Source organism: Paenibacillus sp. JQZ6Y-1, assembly GCF_040719145.1.
Taxonomy (GTDB): Bacteria; Bacillota; Bacilli; order Paenibacillales; family Paenibacillaceae; genus Saccharibacillus; species Saccharibacillus kandeliae.
The window spans coordinates 2,372,007-2,390,389 of sequence record NZ_JBFDUZ010000001.1 but is presented as its reverse complement, the minus strand read 5'-3'; the positions used below and the strand labels follow the sequence as shown (position 1 = coordinate 2,390,389).

Below are 18,383 nucleotides of genomic sequence, written 5' to 3'. Positions count from 1 at the left end.
CATATAATGATAGAAGGTTGTTTCCCGAAGCGGAAAGAACCTTCTTTTTTTATATATCATATAGTTCCTTATTATTATATATAATCGGTTCATTTGTTTATAAAATAATAACTTAAAAACGTTATTTAAATTTGAAATTACAACGCTTTTACTTTGCATTTGGACTCTAAAGTTTACAAAAATCATGGCACTCGATTAAATGGGTGGGATTGCGAGAATTTGGCATGATTTCATTATAATTCACCTATTACATATTGATTATGGGACTAAGCTGGTAGCAAGGGCTGTAAACCGACCTGTATCGTCTTTGCGGCAGGCTTGACGCGGTGGTAAGCTTCATTATGCTAAATAACCTGACAGGTGATTGAAGGAGGCGCAACATGGACGTTCTCAGGCAACTGCAAGCCTTTTACAAGGAAAAAAGGAGTTATTTGTATCTCTCCATTTTCTGTCTTGCAACCGCTACCGCTCTCGGACTGGTGTACCCGAATCTGCTTAGATACCTGATTGACGATATTATCAGGCTCAGGCGATTTGATCAGGTGCCTATGCTCGTCATAGCCCTGTTTGCCGTTACATTGTTAAAGGCATTCATGCAATTCATGCACGGATTTTTTGGAGGTCGGTTGGGCAATTACCTCGCGTATCGACTGCGTAACGCTTGCTACGAAAAGCTTCAGTTTTTATCCTTCCGTTACTACGACACCGCCAAAACAGGAGATCTGATGTCACGGCTGACCGGTGATCTGGAGGCGATTCGCAACTTTATCGGCTTTGGATTTGCGCAGCTGTTGAATGTGTTCCTCATGGTCATCTTCGGCTCGATTGTCATGTTCTCACTCAATTGGCAGTTAACGTTGGTCACGCTTATTTCCATTCCATTTCTAGTCTATGTTGCGCTGCGGTTTGAATCGCGCATTCATCCGGCATTTCAGGAGATGCGACTGGCGCTTAGCTCACTTACAACAGCGGTGCAGGAAAATATAACGGGTGTACGCACGGTCAAAGCATTTGCCCGCGAACCGCATGAGGTAGACAAATTCTCGCTGCGCAATGAACGGTATCGCACGAATCAGGTGTTTACATCGACACTGTGGAGTCGGTATTTTCCGGTAATGGAACTATTGGCTTCGGTATGTATCGTTATATTACTCGGCTTCGGCGGAACGCTCGTAATTAACGGGGCGATGACGCTAGGGGAACTGGTAGCTTTTTTCACCTTGATCTGGTACATTATCGGACCGATGTGGGGGCTTGGCTTTCATATTAACAACTATACGCAGTCCAAGGCATCGACGGAGCGTATTTTAGAAATCCTGAATCAACATATCGAGGTTAGCGATGCAGAGAGCGCCAAGCCACTGCAACCGAGCGAAATGAAGGGGCATGTGCAGTTTGAGCATGTAACATTCGCGTACGGCAACAAAATGGCAGCCGTGGTAGACATCAATTTGGATGCGCCACCGGGCTCAGTGATCGGTTTGCTCGGCGGTACGGGCTCTGGTAAATCGACGATTATCCAGCTGCTGATGAGAGCGTATAACGTCAATGAAGGACGGATTTTAATCGACGGCATCGAAATTGGCAATATCCGTATTGAGGATTTGCGCGCTAGTATATCGTCTGTTTTTCAGGAAACCTTTCTGTTCTCATCCACGATTAAGAACAATATTGCGTATGGCATTAATGAGGTGAGTATGGATGAGGTTGTCCGTGTTGCCAAGCTTGCCAAAGCGCATGATTTTATTATGGAAATGCCGAATGGCTACGATACGATTGTTGGGGAGCGTGGACTTGGGTTGTCCGGCGGACAAAAGCAGCGTCTCGCCATCGCTCGTGCGCTACTGAAAAATCCACGTATTCTCATTCTTGACGATGCAACCAGTGCGGTCGATATGGAGACCGAGCACGAGATTCAGTCTGGTTTCCAAGAGGTTATGAGGGGACGCACAACCTTTATCATCGCTCACCGCATCTCGTCGCTACGACATGCGGATGAAATTCTCGTACTGCAAGAAGGACGTGTCATTCAGCGTGGTAAGCATGATGAATTGATCGCAGTGGAAGGGTTGTATCAGGATACGTATAAGGTACAGTATGCCGATCATATCCAGCGTATGCAGGAGCAAGCGAATAGATCCAATGCCACATTGGATCAATCGACCGTCGATGCGGTGCAGAGAGAACGTCATCAACAGGCTCAACACGACGAAACCACTCCTGCATCGACTGAAGAGGAAGAAACCACATGGAAACATAATCAGCCATCGACAGATAGGGAGCAGGTGAGACCGCATGAGTAATCCGTCCATGAACAATACATCCATTGATAGCCGCCAAAAGGTAAACGATACCTCGTCCGTACGCGTAGAGGATCGGTTCGTCTATCAGGATGATGAACTGATCGACAAAGCGTTTAACTGGAAGCAATTCAGCCGCCTGTTCGGATACATGAAGCCATATGCGCGTCAAATCCTACCATTTATTCTACTGATGATGGTACTTGGAACGATTACCAAGCTGTCGGTTCCGCTGATCACGGGAGCGGCGATTGATCGGGCGATTCAGCCCGCGAATGGTCAACCAAGTCTCGGTCTGCTGTACGGCTTGACCGCGCTGGCGCTTGGATTGTATCTCATTCAGTGGGTCGCCAATGCGTATCGGATCAAATATACCAATATCATCGGTCAGCGTGTGATCTATGATCTGCGTAACGATCTGTTCACGCATATTCAGCGGCTATCGTTTTCCTTTTTCGATAAACGACCTGCCGGTTCTGTGCTTGTACGGGTCACCAATGATGTGAACTCGCTTCAAGATCTGTTTACCAATGGTGCGGTTAACGTCATGATCGACTGTGTACAGCTGATTGGTATCGTTGTGATTCTGATGCTGATCAACTGGAAGCTGGGGCTTGCTGTCATTTTGACGGTGCCGATTATGTTCTTCGTATCGACCAAGCTGCGCAAAGTGATTCGCCGTTCGTGGCAGGAGGTACGGATGAAGAACTCGCGTATCAACTCCCATTTGAACGAATCGATTCAGGGTATTCGTGTCACGCAGGCATATACACAGGAAAAGCAAAACATGAAATACTTCGACAACATGAACATGTCCAGCAAGCAGTCATGGGACAAAGCCTCCGCTCTGAACCAAACCTTCGGACCGTTGATTGAAGTCACCGGTGGACTTGGCTCCATGATCCTGTTTGGCTTCGGTGCAACGCTCATCGCCAGTGGCGAGATCGAGATCGGTATTCTGGTTGCGTTCGCCAACTATGTCAGCAACTTCTGGGACCCGATCAACCGTCTAGGAAATATGTATAATCAGCTGCTGGTAGCGATGGCATCATCGGAACGCATTTTTGAATTTATGGATGAAAAGCCGTCCGTCGCCGACAAACCAGATGCCCAAGTATTGCCGCGCATCCGAGGTGATATTGTATTTGAAAAAGTCATTTTCGAATATGAGCCGGGTCGTCAGGCGCTAAAAGGCATCGACTTGAACGTCAAGGCTGGACAATCCATTGCACTGGTTGGTCATACCGGCTCCGGCAAATCGACCATTATCAATTTGATCAGTCGTTTCTATGACATCAAAAGCGGCAAAATCACTATCGACGGCTACGATATTCGCGATGTGACATTAGAAAGCTTGCGCAGCCAAATCAGCATCGTACTACAGGACACTTTCATCTTCTCTGGCACCATTCGCGACAATATCCGTTTCGGTCGCCTGGATGCCACCGACGAAGAGGTCGAAGCCGCTGCCCAAGCTGTCCATGCTCATACCTTTATCGAAAAGCTACCAAAGGGTTACGACACCGAAGTGGAAGAACGCGGCAACGTGCTGTCCATGGGACAACGTCAGCTACTGTCCTTCGCCCGCGCCTTGCTGGCAGACCCACGAATTCTCATTCTAGATGAAGCTACCGCCAGCATCGACACCGAAACCGAACTGCGCATTCAAGAAGCACTAAAAGTACTGCTGCAAGACCGCACATCCTTCATCGTCGCTCACCGCCTATCCACCATCCGCCACGCCGACCACATCGTCGTGCTGGATCACGGCGAGATCAAAGAAGAAGGCAGCCATACCGAACTCATCCAACACCAAGGCGTCTACAACGGCTTAATCGAAGCCCAATTCCGTTTCCTGTAATCGGCGTGGCAAAGCAACGCTTAATGAAATGTCCAATAATCCCTTGCACCATCTATACAAAGAAAAATTCACCTATATAATCCCTCCTACCTTACACAAAATATAACTATACTTATTAACTTCGCCACTATATTCATAGCTTAGGGTTACAGCCCAACAAGCTAAAATATAGTGGCTTTTTATCATGAATACATACAACTCAAACCTACGATATATTCTAAAACCTTCACTTGTTGAATCCAGCTATTCAAAAACCAAAACTAGCAATCTCTTAAGATTATATCTTTAAATCTTTTTCTTACTACTTCCCTAAGGATGCGGTACTGTTGCAATACGCACGGAACGGAGGAAAGGAAATAAGGGAAAAGGCGACTTTGGAGATGGGAGAATCTACAAGTACCTCCCATTCGATAGATTCTTCCATCTCCACCGGAGCCGTTCCCTTATTCCTTTCCGAAGTGGATGTTGCCAATCCGCACCATCCCCTTCATCCGCAACTTTTGACAAATTTCGCAATTGTAACCGTTCCCAACTAAAGAAATTCGATTTTTGTCAAAAAATTTAAAGGTTTTGGGTTGCAATCTAACTTGGAAGGTAAGAAAATAAGAGTGTCAACATATTGTAAAGTTTATAAATCTTTTCGTCGGAAATTTTACAATGTGTTCGTCGACAGGAGAAAAGCACAATCTGTAGCAGTGTAAAAAACGGAACAAGGGAGTGCTGTTTATCATGTGGGGGGCACCAAATTCTCGCCATGCCAAAAAGATTCTGATGCTTGGTAGTGGAGAACTTGGCAAGGAAGTTGTTATCGAAGCACAGCGGCTCGGAGTGGAATGTATCGCTGTCGACCGCTACCCGGAAGCACCGGCTATGCAGGTGGCGCATCGTTATCATGTGATTGACATGCTCGATGGGCAAGAACTGCGCCGGGTGATCGAATTGGAGCAACCGGATTATATCGTACCTGAAATTGAAGCTATTGCCACAGACGTACTGGTAGAACTGGAACAGGAAGGCTATCATGTGATTCCTACCGCGACTGCCGCTAGACTGACCATGGACCGTGAGGGGATACGCCGTCTGGCATCCGAGACATTGGGATTGCCAACCGCTGCGTACCGGTTTGCGGACAATCTGGAGCAGCTGCAAGAAGCGGTTGCTGTACTAGGCACTCCCTGCGTGGTGAAGCCATTGATGAGTTCCTCTGGCAAAGGGCAGAGCGTCTGCCGTACACCAGAAGATGCAGAATCCTGCTGGAATATTGCGCTAGAGGGCGCGCGCGGCAAGTCCGTGCGGGTTATCGTCGAGGCTTTCGTTCATTTTGAAAGTGAAATTACACTGCTGACGGTGCGTTCAGCATCCGGCACGTTGTTCTGTCCACCAATTGGACACATTCAGCGTGACGGTGATTATGTGGAATCTTGGCAGCCGCATCACATGACTGCGGAGCAGCTGGAGCAGGCACAGCATATTGCCGGCACCATTACGGAACATCTGAGTGGGTACGGATTGTTCGGAGTGGAGCTGTTTTTGTCCAAGGAGGGCGTGATTTTCAGCGAAGTTTCGCCGCGTCCGCATGATACTGGTATGGTCACGATGGTTACTCAGGATCTGTCCGAATTTGCTCTGCATGTTAGAGCAATTCTCGGCTTCGAGATTCCGGGGGTTCATCTGCTCACACCGGGCGCATCGGCAACACTGAAAGCAACACAGGCATCAACCGATTATGTTGTTGGCGGACTGGAAGAGGCATTGAAGCTGCCGCGTACGCAGGTCCGAGTATTCGGCAAACCGGACACCAAGCCGGGACGTCGAATGGCGGTAGCGCTCAGTGCTGACGAAAGTGTGGAAATCGCGCGGAAGCGCGCCGTGCAGGCGGCGGCTCTGCTAAAAGAGGAGTATGTACATGTCGACTAATGTTTTATTGCCAGTTGCAAAGGTCCGTAAGTTTGAAAGTAAGGATGTTCAGGCGCTCACTTCACTGATGCGCGAACTTCGTTACCCGATGACGGAAAGTGTACTGCGCGACCGGATGGAAGCGTTGGAAGGCAAATCCCAGTTTTTGACGCTGGTAGCAGAACGGAATGATCAAGTGGTGGGCATGATCGCCCTGTATCGCAAAACATCGTATGATACAGGACAACAGACGTCGCAGATTACCGGTCTGGTGATTGCGGAATCGCATCGCGGACGCGGAATCGGTCGCGAACTGATTACCGCAGCGGAACAGCAGGCTCGTGAAGCAGGCGACCGTTCGGTATTCGTAACGGGTATGAATCGCGATGAGCGTTTGTCCTCCTGCTCGTTTTACCAGCATATGGGCTATGAGAAGATTGGCTGCAATTTTATCAAATCCATGTAAACACGGCTGTACATCAATCAAAGGCGGTTTCCCGATTCAAGGGGAATCGCCTTTTTTATATGGAACAGTATGATGACAAGGACCCAGTAGAATATACTCTTTACAAAATTGTAACTATTTCTCGCTAACCAGTCAGGGAATATATGGTGACTAGCTAAATAAGTCGTTGTTCATACCAGAATGGGACCATCTTCCTCTACATTTGATAACGCTCTCGCGCCGATGATAAAATACAGGGCGCAATCGAAAATAATCCCTTGCGCACAGGAGGAGTGTACCCAATTATGGTATCCATCAAGCTTGCTATCAAACGTATGATGATGACAACAACCGCTGCTGCCGTCTTGGCAGGTACAGCTACATTTGCTATTCAACCTTCCGCGAATGCTGCAGCCACTGCTGCAATATCCAATACGAATCTGGCTACCATTCAAATGGCATCTGCCGACAGTACGAATGACGCCGCTATTCTCAAAGTGATCAAGCTGGTCAATCAACAGCGTTCCAATGCTGGCTTAAAGCCGCTTAGTGTAAATGCCAATCTGCAAAAGGTAGCGCAGGTGAAAGCGAACGATATGGCGAAAAACGGTTATTTTGACCATACTTCACCTACGTACGGTACACCATTCAAAATGATGAAAACCTATGGGATTACGTATACGTATGCAGGCGAGAATATTGCCAAAGGTCAATCATCGGCTGCGGAAGTGATGAACGATTGGATGAACAGCCCCGGGCATAAAGCGAATATTTTGAATAAAAACTATACCCAGATCGGTGTCGGTCTGAAAAATGGCGTATGGGTACAGGAATTTATCCGTAAATAAAAGGATCATCAAAATAGAGGCAAGTTGAGATACAGGTAAGTCGAAATACGAATAGCAGTCGTTACACAACATAGACTGTAATCACGTCGTCAGCAGGGCGCAATCCGTATCATGGGATATGGATTGCGCCCTGCTTATTTGTGTCTTTCTACAGGCTTCGCTTGACATTGTACACGCTGCTCCCTACCATGAAGATACATTTACAGCTATACACCATATGCCCGATGGGGGAGCATACTTATGAAAACAATCCAATACTGTCCTAAAAACGACAAGCTCGGTACCAAACAGGTTCATGCCGATATTGCGCGTGAGTATCCCGATGTGAAGCAGCAACGTAAAGGATGTCTAAAAGAATGCAAAATCTGCCGCCGTCAGCCATTTGTCAAAGTTGGCAAAAAGCTGATTTGCGCCGACACACCGGAACAGCTATATGAGCAGCTGAGTCTGCTCATTCGTAAACAGGACGAACCATCCAAAAACGAGGATACATCGCATACTACCAAAAAGAAGAACAAAGCAGACAAGAAGGCAAAAAAGAATAAAAAAGATAAGAACACTAAACCAAAGAATAAAGAAAAACAAAAGAACAAGATCAAAGACAAAAAGCGTAATAAGCTTGCTGGATAGCTCATTTTATCATTGCTACACAGTTGTTACATGATTATAATAAAGGCTTGCCAAACCGATAGGTGCGGTGAGCTTTTTGTTTGCTCTGGTGCGATATGCTCTCCATATGAAAACATGCGAATCGACTCAAGGCTAAACACAATCTTCCATTTGGACGATAGTAAGGAATATAGCAACAACACAATTTCATACATAGAGGAGGCGCCGCACGGTGATCCAGTATACGAATCGCTCATTGAAATGGGAAATACTGCAAAGCTGGTGGATGATTTTTGTATTCGTTCCATTCGGTTTTGTATCATTTATCGCATTTCTATACGCAGGATTAAAAGTTAGAAAGTTTAAATGGGTTATATATGCTGTGTTTTATTTTTTTGTTTGTCTGTTCTTTCCATTTAACATGAGTGGACAGAGTGACACTTATATCAATATCATCATGGTTACTGATATGGTGATGTGGATTGTATCTATCATCGGTGCAGCACGAATTCGCCCTGTTTTTCTAAGATTACTAGCGATTCGGGAGGATGAACGACGCTACCAGTTGCAGCAGCAATATCCTTCGCCTACGTATTCCAATACGCAAGATAGTCAGCCAAACGATCCCTATGACCCCTATCGTGATCTTCAGCAGCCTATAAATAAAACGTGGAGTTCAGAAGCGAATAGTCCTGCGTACGCTGCTCCAGCAGGTGGTATTCATTTGTACAAAGATACACGTCTGCATATCAATACGGCAACAGAAGCACAATTGGCAGCTATGCCACAGATTGGGACGATTCTAGCACAGACAATTATAGCGAAACGCAATGAGATTGGGCAGTTTGACTCTATGCAGCACTTTGCACAGGAGTTGAATCTTCCGCTTCATTTGGTGGAACGATTGGAGCCTCATTTGCAATTCCATTCTTCGTCCTATCGCTAACCCACCATGGGCAGTATATAGCTTATACATTGCGCAATTTCACCTACATTCGATAGTAAGATAACTATTTCAAAGTATTAAGATCAGTACTTCACAACAAAAAAGAAATCAGTTTTGATCCAAGTCAGCTCTATGTTCTATATATGGAGCTGGCTTTTTATATGTCCGTTTTGCATAGCGATGTGTAGTCCATCATGCTAACCAATGTCATCAAAAGAACATAGAGCGCCTAGATATAGAACATATAGAGTGTACTAGCTGTGCAGTATTCCAATTTGTTTATGTGCTTCATGCTCGGATCGTTGGGGAAATAATAAGAAAGCTATTTCCAAACAGAAAGGGTGGATGTTCGTTGAATAAGACATGGTGGAAAGAAAGCGTTGTGTACCAGATTTATCCGCGTAGCTTTATGGATAGCAATGGGGATGGGATTGGTGATATTCCGGGGATTATTAGCAAGCTCGACTATTTACACCAGCTGGGTGTGCATGTCATCTGGCTCTGCCCAGTGTATCAATCGCCAAATGACGATAATGGATATGATATTAGCAATTATCAGGATATTATGGACGAATTCGGCACGATGAATGATTGGGAGCAGCTGCTGGAAGGGTTACATCAGCGTGGAATGAAGTTGATTATGGATCTGGTGGTCAATCACAGCTCGGATGAGCATGCTTGGTTCGCGGAATCGCGTCAGTCCAAAGACAATCATTATCGGGATTATTACATATGGCGACCGGGTAAGGATGGGCGCGAACCGAATGACTGGGCGTCCTTTTTTAGCGGTTCGGCATGGAAGCACGATGAAGCAACAGATGAGTATTATTTGCACTTATTTTCTGAAAAACAGCCAGATCTCAATTGGGAGAATCCGACGGTACGCGAGGAAGTATACAAAATGATGACGTGGTGGCTGGATAAAGGCATCGACGGCTTCCGTATGGACGTCATTAATCTGATCTCCAAAGACCCACGATTGCCGAATGCACGTGACGGTATCGCGGAAATGGGCACCAGCGAACCGGATGGACCATCGCAATATCATTTTGGCGGGCAGCATTTCGTCAATGGACCGCGAGTGCATGAGTATTTGCAGGAGATGAACGAGAAGGTATTATCCAAATACGACATTATGACTGTAGGGGAAACGGTAAATGTAACGCCGCAGGATGGCGCGCTGTATGTGCAGGAGGATCGGCATGAGCTAAACATGGTGTTCCATTTTGAATTGATGCGCGTCGATGCAGGACCGGGGGGCAAATGGGATTTGCGTCCGTGGCAGCTTAGTGAGATCAAACGCATTATTACCGAATGGCAGACGCTGCTGCATGGCAAAGGCTGGAATAGTAATTATTTAAACAATCATGATCAGGCGCGTATGGTATCACGCTTTGGCAATGATACAACGTATCGTAAACCATCTGCCAAAATGCTGGGTACTCTGCTGCATACGCTTCAAGGCACACCTTACATTTACCAAGGCGAAGAGATCGGTATGACCAATGTGAAGCTGCCATCGATTAATGATTACAAGGACATCGAAACCTTGAATATGTACAAGGAATACAGCGCCGCCGGGGTGGATCATCAGAAGATTATGGAATCGATTTATGTAAAAAGTCGTGATAATGCTCGCACACCGATGCAGTGGAACGACACGGAAAACGCTGGTTTTACAACGGGTACGCCGTGGCTGGCGATCAATCCGAATCATCGCGAGATTCATGTGGAGGAGGCATTGGCTGATCCTGATTCCATTTTCCATTATTATCGTCGCTTGATTGAGCTGCGTGGACAGCATGATATTATCGTGTATGGCGTTTATACCGTGCTACAGCCGGAGGATGAGCAGTTGTTTGCTTATATTCGCTCGTATGAAGGCAAGAAGCTACTGGTCGTACTGAATTTTACCGCTCAGGCACAGTCCTTTACATTGGATGAGACTGTATCCTATAGTGAACCGGAGCTATTAATCAGCAATTATGGCGGAGATCATGGACGCGAGCGCGCTGAAGAAGCAAAAGAGCATGATCTCCGTTCCTTGCAGCTGGAACCGTATGAAGCGAGAGTGTATCTATGGCAGTAGTCATTGAAAAGCTAGACTGTGATCAGGTTTGCGAGCAATCAAACTATGATTATACATTGTGCATGCTAGCTCCATTCGCATGAGTGAGTAGCATCACATACAAATACATGGTGCCGCTTAGTGTCTAGTTTCTTCATACAATTAGCGGATAGATGAAGAAGAAGGTTGCTGTTGTTCTTTCCTTTCTAGATTTTTGAAAAATTCGATTTTACCATCGACTCTTTCCAGTGTGTCTTGTAGTTCTGCCATTTGCTCAATGACCTTGATCCGGTAAGCTTCCATAAATTCGCGACGGGCAGTAGCGGAGCCGGGGATGTTTTTGGGCATAGACTGGAATTCCTGCATTTCCTTGATCGGTAATCCCATATCGCGGAAATAACGAATGACTTGAAACCATTTGATATCCGATTCGGTGTATTGACGATAGCCGTTATCATCGCGCTGGACACCTTGAATCAATCCCAGCTGTTCGTAATAGCGCAATGTATGTACACTCAAACCAGTTTCGGCAGCGACTTCTTTACTTGAGAATGTAGTTTTCATACTTTTATTATAAACGCTCAATTCCCCTATTGCTATAGAGTGAACTCTATACTTTATGCTGTGTTTGTAAGTATTCAGATCACTTCAGGGAGGGCTTTTATATGAAAGTATTTGTAACAGGAGCAACTGGATTTGTTGGTACAGCAGTGATACAGGAGTTGCTACAAGCAGGACATCATGTCACCGGATTGGCACGGTCAGACGCAGCGGAACAAAAGTTAAAAGACGCAGGCGTACACGTACATCGCGGTTCATTGGAGGATACTGACAGCTTGCGAGAAGCAGCAAGGGCAGCAGATGGCATTATCCATCTCGGCTTTATTCATGATTTTTCTAATTTTGTGGCATCGGCAGAAGTGGATCGTCAGGCGATTCTCGCGATGGGTAGCGAACTGGAAGGTACCGATAAACGCATCTTGTCGACATCAGGCACACTGATGTTGGCATCAGGTAAAGTAGGAACCGAGGAAGATCGTTCTTCAGAGCATTCCACGCGTCATTCCGAAGCCGCAGCCGAAGAATTGTTCCAGCGTGGTGTTCATGCTTCCGTTGTACGTCTGGCACCGACCGTGCATGGAGAAGACGATTTTGGCTTCATGTATACGCTGATACAGCTTGCACGCGAAAAAGGTTTTTCTGCTTATGTGGGCGACGGCAGTAATCGCTGGCCAGCAGTGCATCGTCAGGATGCAGCGGTCTTATTCCGCAAAGCGATTGAGCAGGCAGCAGCCGGTTCTACATTTCATGGAGTTGGCGAAAGTAGTATCGAGTTCAAAATAATTGCCGGAGTAATCGGTCGTCATCTGAATGTGCCAGTGAAAAGTATTACGGCGGAACAAGCGAAGGAGCATTTTGGCTGGATCAACTTTGCGGCATCGGCGGATACACCAATCTCTAGCGATCTAACGCAACAATGGCTACATTGGAAACCAGTGCATCAAGGATTGCTAGAGGATCTGGAAGAAGGGCATTATTTCAATCGCTAAGTGAGCATGTAAGAATTGGAATACTCAGTTTGTGTAGGCGGGTAATCGTTATACAGGCATTTTTCATACACTGATACCGACATGCTTTCTCCGGGTAAAAGATAACGGCAGGCACTATGCCGCTTTTGCTACGGGGAAAGCATGTTTGTCGTATATAAAAGATAGTGTCTGCATATTTGGAAGTTGCATGTATCCTTGTATATAATGAAGAAGACACACGGTTGCATATGCAACCATTACAGACTGTCGTGTACCATTCTTATTTTCAAATGACTAGCTGGAGGTTCGTCTATGAAGCCCAATTCTTCATCTGCATCCATCTGGAGGATCACGAGCATTGCCTCCATTCTTGCCACATTGTTGCTGATCGGCGGATTTGTGTATGCGATCAACGATGTGGTGCATCCGGTTGGCAGCACGTATACATCCGGCAGCGGACAGGATAGTACCGCTGACTCTCAAGCAACCGATACTGCTCAAACAACGGTTCCTTCCTTATCAGAAGGCGTACGCATTGTGGCGCTAGGAGATTCGCTAGCAAAAGGTACGGGCGATGATGCCGGTAGCGGCTTTGTTCGTCGTACGGTTAGCCTGCTTCAGCAGCAGGGAACCGAAGCCAAGCTAGTTGCTAATCTAGGCATCAATGGGCAAAAAACAACTGCTATTTTATCCTCATTGAATCAAGCGGGTGTGCAGCATACGCTGAAGCAGGCGAATCTGATCATGCTATCAATTGGTGCCAACGATCTGTTCAACGGCGGCGAAGCGCTTGGCAATCTGGAGCAGCAAGCGCCTAGTGCCACACAGCTACTGAAGGCAGAACCAGAAACGGCAGCCCGTTTGCAGAAAATCTTGAATAAAATCGCCGAGATCAATCCAGACGCGCAAATTATATATCTCGGATTGTACAATCCATTTGGCGATCTCAAAGAACTTCGCGTACCTGCCAATGAAGCGGTAACGGCTTGGAATACGTCCGTGATGGGCATAATAAATGAACAGCCGCACATGATGCTAATTCCAACGTTTGATCTGTTCCAAAATAATCTGTCGCGCTACCTGTCATCCGACCATTTTCACCCGAACGGAGACGGATATGAGCAGATTGCCACCCGGATCGTTCAAAGTCTGCAATAGTAATCCCACTCTCATTTTTGTCATAGAAAGGAGCCGTATTGCATGAACAACAAGCGATCCAATTACTCTTCCAGTACATTGAATATCGTTACCTCCACATTGCCAAAAGAACCAGACATTGTGCTCGCAGCTGAACATGTCAAAAAGAAAATCGGCAAGCGCATGATCATCAAGGATGTTACCTTCAACGTGCGAGCCGGTGAAATCTTTGGCTTTCTCGGACCGAACGGTGCAGGCAAAACGACTACCATCCGTATGCTGGTCAACCTGATCCGACCGACCGAAGGGAAAATTACAATCTGCGGCTACGATGTCACCCGTGAACCGGAAAAGGCGCTTGCCTATGTCGGCTCTATTGTAGAGAATCCAGAAATGTATCCGTATCTGACCGGGTGGGAAAATTTGCAGCATTTTGCCCGCATGCAGCCCGGTGTAGATGAAGCACGCATTATGGAAGTGACGCAAATTGTACGCTTGGACGAGCGTATTCACGATAAAGTAAGCAAATACTCGCTAGGGATGCGTCAGCGACTCGGAATCGCGCAGGCATTGCTTGGACGTCCGCGGTTGCTGATTTTGGATGAGCCGACGAACGGGCTTGATCCGAAAGGGATTCGGGATATGCGTTTGTTTATCCGCGAGCTAGCGGCGCAAGGGATGGCAGTTTTCGTGTCCAGTCATCTGCTGAGCGAGATTCAATTGCTGTGCGACCGCGTCGCCATCGTCGGCAGTGGACGCGTTATTGCTGTCGGCAGTGTCAGCGAATTGGTTGAGGACAAGGAGCATCTGGTGATCTGGGAGCTGGAACCAACGGAACAGGCAACAGCATTGCTGCAATCGCTGCCTGATATTACCGTTCTTGATCCCAACGAAGCACATCTGGATAACGATACCGCCGCTTCGCTCACATCCGGTAGCATCATTACCCGTACCCCCGAAGAACGTATCGCGCCGACCATTCAAGCGCTGGTACAAGCCGGTATTGCCGTGAACAATGTACGCAAACTAAATCCCACCCTGGAGCAGCTGTTCCTCGGCATAACGGAAGGTGAGACGATTGAATAGCATCTGGCCGCTCGTACAGAACGAAACGATCAAGATTATTAAGAAAAAAAGATTCTATGTTGTACTGCTTGTGCTGCTCGTTCTGGTACCGATGTTCACCTACGCGTCCATGCGCGAAGCTCAGGAGAACCGACAGAAATTCGGTGACGATTGGCGCACAGAGCTACAACAGGCGATTACCGATAATCAGAATTCACTTGGCAGCGACCGTGTGCCGGAAGAATGGAAAAAGTATCGTCGAATCTTTATCCAGCAGATGCAGTATTATTTACAAAATGACGTCAATCCGAATGAACCGGGCGGCGTAACCTTTACCCGTGAGTTTCTCGATAACTCTAGCAGCTTGTTTATACCGCTGCTAATCATGACCATCGCATCCGATCTAGTATCTGGTGAGCGAACCGGCGGCACGATCAAGATGCTGCTGACCAGACCTGTACGCAGGTGGAAAATTCTGCTCAGCAAGATCATTACACTCGTTATGTTTACATCGCTAATTGTGGTATCTACATTTATTATTTGTTATGGGATATCGGGGCTGGCGTTCGGTTATTCTGGGTTTACGATACCAGTATTTACGGGATTCCAGCCGAGCGATACCGGAGTGAATATGGATACAGTACATGCGGTAGATCAATGGCAATTCATTCTGATGCAGCTGGGATTGATCTGGTTTGTCGGTCTGACGGTTGGCTTGCTAGCATTTATGGTGTCTGTGCTGGTCCGTAGTACGGCGGCGAGTATTGTCATTATGATGGCAGCATTGATTGCGGGGACGATCCTAACCAATATGGCAGCATCGTGGAGCAGTGCCAAATATTTGTTTATGGTCAATCTCGGATTGACGGATTATCTATCCGGTAGCCCAGCTCCTATTGAAGGAATGACCTTACCATTTTCGCTTGCTGTACTCGGCATTTGGGCGGCCGTTTCATTGGTAATCTCCTTTACCGTATTTACAAAACGGGATGTATTGAACTAAATTTATAGTAGGAATGATCATTAGCCTGTTTGTTGGCACATGCAACGTGTCAGCAAACAGGCTTGTTGTATGGCAATAGATTCCCTGAAGCAGCTAAAATCGTTAATTAAGCAGCGGCATGTATCAGGAGGACACCAAATGTTCATACGAATATACGAAGATAGCATGAAAACGATTTATATTTTTTACAGACTTGCCGAGAAAAGAGATATCACGATCCCATAAACAGTGTATATGTATATCAGCGCTTGCTGTAAAGGAGAACGCTTATATCAGCAGCACGTAAAGTCATGATGGCGATTTTGTTGTGGAATAGGCAGACAAATGATTCTGTCGGTAAAGAATTGTAATATTTGCTTTACGAAAGCGAGTGCTTAGATTACAATAAATAAAGAAAATGCAAACACGTGTTTGCATATTGGATTCGTCGTTTGGCTATATTACATTTTCTGTAAATAAAATGAAATGGAGCGCTTGGATTGTAGATATGATATGCTTAACCGATGTTCATTCTGTCGGATACGCGTTCCGTGATTATGAGATAGCGGCTTTATTATACGGCTAGTATGGCGTAATTACGGATGAAACAGTATACTACTAAAGCGTAGGTCAAACAGCACGTAGCAATATTGAAATAAACAAAGGGGGACCTTGAATGGTCGAGATCGATTCCAGAACAACTTCATCCCGTGGCGTGAACCCGCAGTCGTCCGGGTATGATGCTGACGACATTCAGGTGCTCGAAGGGCTTGTCGCCGTACGGAAGCGTCCGGGGATGTATATCGGTAGTACAAGTTCGTCCGGACTGCATCACCTTGTCTGGGAGATTGTAGACAATGCAGTCGACGAGCATCTTGCTAAACATTGCAACAAAATTGAAATTAGCCTCAATAAAGACGGTTCGGTAACCGTATACGATAACGGCCGCGGTATTCCGACTGGCATGCACAAAAGTGGCATCCCGACACCGCAGGTCGTCTTTACGATTTTGCACGCTGGCGGTAAATTCGGCGGCGGCGGATATAAGAAATCCGGCGGTTTGCACGGCGTAGGTGCTTCGGTAACGAATGCCTTGTCCGAATGGCTGGAAGTAGAGATTTATCGCGACGGCAGTATTCACCGTCAGCGCTTTGAATACTGGACGGACAAAAAGGGCAAAGAGCATGTAGGCGAGCCAACGAGCGGACTTGAAGTCATTGGTAAAACCAAAGTGACTGGTACTAAAGTTACCTTTAAACCAGATATTCGTGTATTCCAGAACGGTATTGCGCTGAACTATGATACACTGTCTGAGCGCTTGCAGGAGATCGCGTTTCTGAACTCTGGTTTGGAGATTCTGCTCAAGGATGATCGGAATGATAAGGAAGATCGCTTTTACTACGAAGGCGGCGCCAGTCAGTTTGTTGAGTATTTGAACGAAGGCAAGGACGTGCTGCATGATGTGATTCACTTCAATGCAGAGCGTGATGATATCGAGGTAGAGATTGCCATGCAGTACAATGCTGGCTATACCGAGACAATTGCTTCCTTTGTAAACTCAATTCCGACACGCGGCGGCGGTACACACGAAACAGGCTTCAAAACAGCCTATACGCGTGTACTGAACGATTATGCTCGTAAGAATGCCATGATTAAGGAAAAGGATAAAAACCTTGAGGGCGGCGATCTGCGCGAAGGTATGATGGCAGTCATCAGCGTCAAGATGGCGGAAGTTGAATTTGTCGGTCAGACGAAGGATCAGCTAGGAAGCTCGTCCGCGCGTGGCGCGGTGGATGCAGTGGTAGCTGAGAACATGCAGCGTTTTCTGGAGGAAAACCCGCAGGTTGGTCAAAAGCTGATCAAAAAGGCAGTTCAGGCATCCCGTGCACGTGAAGCGGCTCGCAAAGCGCGCGATGATATGCGTACCGGTCGCAAACGCAGCGAAAGCTCGAATCTGAACGGCAAGCTTAGCCCAGCACAATCGAAGGACTTTTCCAAAAACGAATTGTTCATCGTCGAGGGTGATTCCGCGGGCGGTTCTGCTAAGCAAGGTCGCGATTCCAAAACGCAGGCAATTTTGCCGCTAAAAGGGAAGCCGATGAATCCAGAAAAAGCGAAGCTGGCAGATGTAATGAAAAACGAGGAATATCGTGCCATTACCGCAGCAATCGGCGCTGGCATTGGCACCGAATTTGCTTTTGAAGATAGCAATTATGCCAAAATCATTATCATGACCGATGCCGATACTGATGGAGCGCATATTCAAGTGCTGCTGCTCACGTTCTTCTATCGTTATATGAAGCCGCTGATCGATCAAGGGCGTATCTATATCGCCCAGCCGCCGCTGTACAAAATTACACAGCGTTCTGGTAAAAAGACCGAGGAGCAATACGTTTGGACCGATGAAGAGCTGGAGAAATCGCTCAAAAAGTTCGGCAAAAATGTCGAATTGCAACGGTACAAAGGACTGGGCGAGATGAATCCAGAGCAACTGTGGGAAACCACGATGAACCCAGAAAGTCGTACATTGCTGCAAGTTCAGATTGAGGATGCTGCTAAGGCGGAACGTCGCGTATCCACATTGATGGGCGATAAGGTCGATCCACGTAAGCGTTGGATCGTCGAAAATGTTGATTTTACCGAATACGTCGAATAATCGTACAATCGCCACGAGCGGTATGTTCAATATAAGCTATA

At 46.7% G+C, this 18,383-nt stretch carries 13 protein-coding genes and 1 pseudogene; 13 read left to right on the top strand and 1 reads right to left on the bottom strand.

Going from position 1 to position 18,383, the window contains the following annotated elements:
- Window positions 1–380: 380 nt before the first annotated feature.
- The 8 genes and pseudogenes from ABXR35_RS10160 to ABXR35_RS10125 all read left to right on the top strand — a co-directional run.
- Window positions 381–2,111: pseudogene (locus tag ABXR35_RS10160) on the top strand (ABC transporter ATP-binding protein); the annotation flags it as partial.
- Window positions 2,112–2,310: 199 nt separating this feature from the next.
- A complete protein-coding gene (locus ABXR35_RS10155) occupies window positions 2,311–4,161 on the top strand; it encodes an ABC transporter ATP-binding protein (RefSeq protein WP_367061329.1) in 1,851 nt (616 codons plus the stop codon).
- Window positions 4,162–4,890: 729 nt separating this feature from the next.
- On the top strand, window positions 4,891–6,078 hold the full coding sequence (purT, locus tag ABXR35_RS10150; protein ID WP_367059064.1) for a formate-dependent phosphoribosylglycinamide formyltransferase: 1,188 nt from the start codon (window positions 4,891–4,893) through the stop codon (window positions 6,076–6,078).
- Window positions 6,068–6,523, top strand: a complete 456-nt coding sequence (locus ABXR35_RS10145) for a GNAT family N-acetyltransferase (protein WP_367059061.1) — start codon at window positions 6,068–6,070, stop codon at window positions 6,521–6,523. Before purT ends, ABXR35_RS10145 begins: the two co-directional genes overlap by 11 nt.
- Before the next feature lie 284 nt (window positions 6,524–6,807).
- Complete coding sequence (locus ABXR35_RS10140) at window positions 6,808–7,350, top strand: CAP domain-containing protein (protein WP_436669329.1); 543 nt, start codon at window positions 6,808–6,810, stop codon at window positions 7,348–7,350.
- 240 nt (window positions 7,351–7,590) lie between these two features.
- Window positions 7,591–7,980 carry a DUF1450 domain-containing protein gene (locus tag ABXR35_RS10135; protein ID WP_367059059.1) on the top strand — a complete coding sequence of 130 codons (390 nt, stop codon included), beginning with the start codon at window positions 7,591–7,593 and terminating at the stop codon, window positions 7,978–7,980.
- A 211-nt stretch (window positions 7,981–8,191) separates the two neighbouring features.
- Complete coding sequence (locus tag ABXR35_RS10130; RefSeq protein ID WP_367059056.1) at window positions 8,192–8,905, top strand: ComEA family DNA-binding protein; 714 nt, start codon at window positions 8,192–8,194, stop codon at window positions 8,903–8,905.
- Window positions 8,906–9,257: 352 nt separating this feature from the next.
- Window positions 9,258–10,994, top strand: coding sequence for a glycoside hydrolase family 13 protein (locus ABXR35_RS10125; protein WP_367059053.1), 1,737 nt, complete (start codon window positions 9,258–9,260; stop codon window positions 10,992–10,994).
- Window positions 10,995–11,135: 141 nt separating this feature from the next.
- Here ABXR35_RS10125 and ABXR35_RS10120 read toward each other — a convergent pair whose 3' ends face one another.
- A complete protein-coding gene (locus ABXR35_RS10120; RefSeq protein ID WP_367059050.1) occupies window positions 11,136–11,537 on the bottom strand; it encodes a MerR family transcriptional regulator in 402 nt (133 codons plus the stop codon).
- Window positions 11,538–11,638: 101 nt separating this feature from the next.
- Between ABXR35_RS10120 and ABXR35_RS10115 the strand changes: the two genes are divergently transcribed.
- From ABXR35_RS10115 to parE, 5 genes are all read left to right on the top strand, one after another.
- The gene (locus ABXR35_RS10115; RefSeq protein ID WP_367059047.1) at window positions 11,639–12,523 is read left to right on the top strand and encodes an SDR family oxidoreductase; all 885 of its coding nucleotides are present in this window, start codon (window positions 11,639–11,641) and stop codon (window positions 12,521–12,523) included.
- 291 nt (window positions 12,524–12,814) lie between these two features.
- Complete coding sequence (locus ABXR35_RS10110; protein ID WP_367059044.1) at window positions 12,815–13,660, top strand: GDSL-type esterase/lipase family protein; 846 nt, start codon at window positions 12,815–12,817, stop codon at window positions 13,658–13,660.
- A 162-nt stretch (window positions 13,661–13,822) separates the two neighbouring features.
- Window positions 13,823–14,725 (top strand): ABC transporter ATP-binding protein, encoded by a 903-nt coding sequence (locus tag ABXR35_RS10105; protein WP_436669361.1) that lies wholly within the window; start codon window positions 13,823–13,825, stop codon window positions 14,723–14,725.
- Window positions 14,718–15,707 (top strand): ABC transporter permease, encoded by a 990-nt coding sequence (locus tag ABXR35_RS10100; protein WP_367059038.1) that lies wholly within the window; start codon window positions 14,718–14,720, stop codon window positions 15,705–15,707. The genes ABXR35_RS10105 and ABXR35_RS10100 overlap by 8 nt, the downstream gene beginning before the upstream one ends.
- Window positions 15,708–16,362: 655 nt before the next feature.
- Entirely contained in the window at window positions 16,363–18,342 is a 1,980-nt protein-coding gene (gene parE, locus ABXR35_RS10095; protein ID WP_367059035.1) for a DNA topoisomerase IV subunit B, read from the top strand.
- Window positions 18,343–18,383: the final 41 nt, after the last annotated feature.

Bases quoted from the DNA above. Each gene is read 5' to 3' on its own strand.
- ABXR35_RS10155 (WP_367061329.1), top strand. From the start codon at position 2,311: ATGAACAATACATCCATTGATAGCCGCCAAAAGGTAAACGATACCTCG.
- purT (WP_367059064.1), top strand. From the start codon at position 4,891: ATGTGGGGGGCACCAAATTCTCGCCATGCCAAAAAGATTCTGATGCTT.
- ABXR35_RS10145 (WP_367059061.1), top strand. From the start codon at position 6,068: ATGTCGACTAATGTTTTATTGCCAGTTGCAAAGGTCCGTAAGTTTGAA.
- ABXR35_RS10140 (WP_436669329.1), top strand. From the start codon at position 6,808: ATGGTATCCATCAAGCTTGCTATCAAACGTATGATGATGACAACAACC.
- ABXR35_RS10135 (WP_367059059.1), top strand. From the start codon at position 7,591: ATGAAAACAATCCAATACTGTCCTAAAAACGACAAGCTCGGTACCAAA.
- ABXR35_RS10120 (WP_367059050.1), bottom strand. From the start codon at position 11,537: ATGAAAACTACATTCTCAAGTAAAGAAGTCGCTGCCGAAACTGGTTTG.
- ABXR35_RS10115 (WP_367059047.1), top strand. From the start codon at position 11,639: ATGAAAGTATTTGTAACAGGAGCAACTGGATTTGTTGGTACAGCAGTG.
- ABXR35_RS10110 (WP_367059044.1), top strand. From the start codon at position 12,815: ATGAAGCCCAATTCTTCATCTGCATCCATCTGGAGGATCACGAGCATT.
- ABXR35_RS10105 (WP_436669361.1), top strand. From the start codon at position 13,823: ATGATCATCAAGGATGTTACCTTCAACGTGCGAGCCGGTGAAATCTTT.
- parE (WP_367059035.1), top strand. From the start codon at position 16,363: ATGGTCGAGATCGATTCCAGAACAACTTCATCCCGTGGCGTGAACCCG.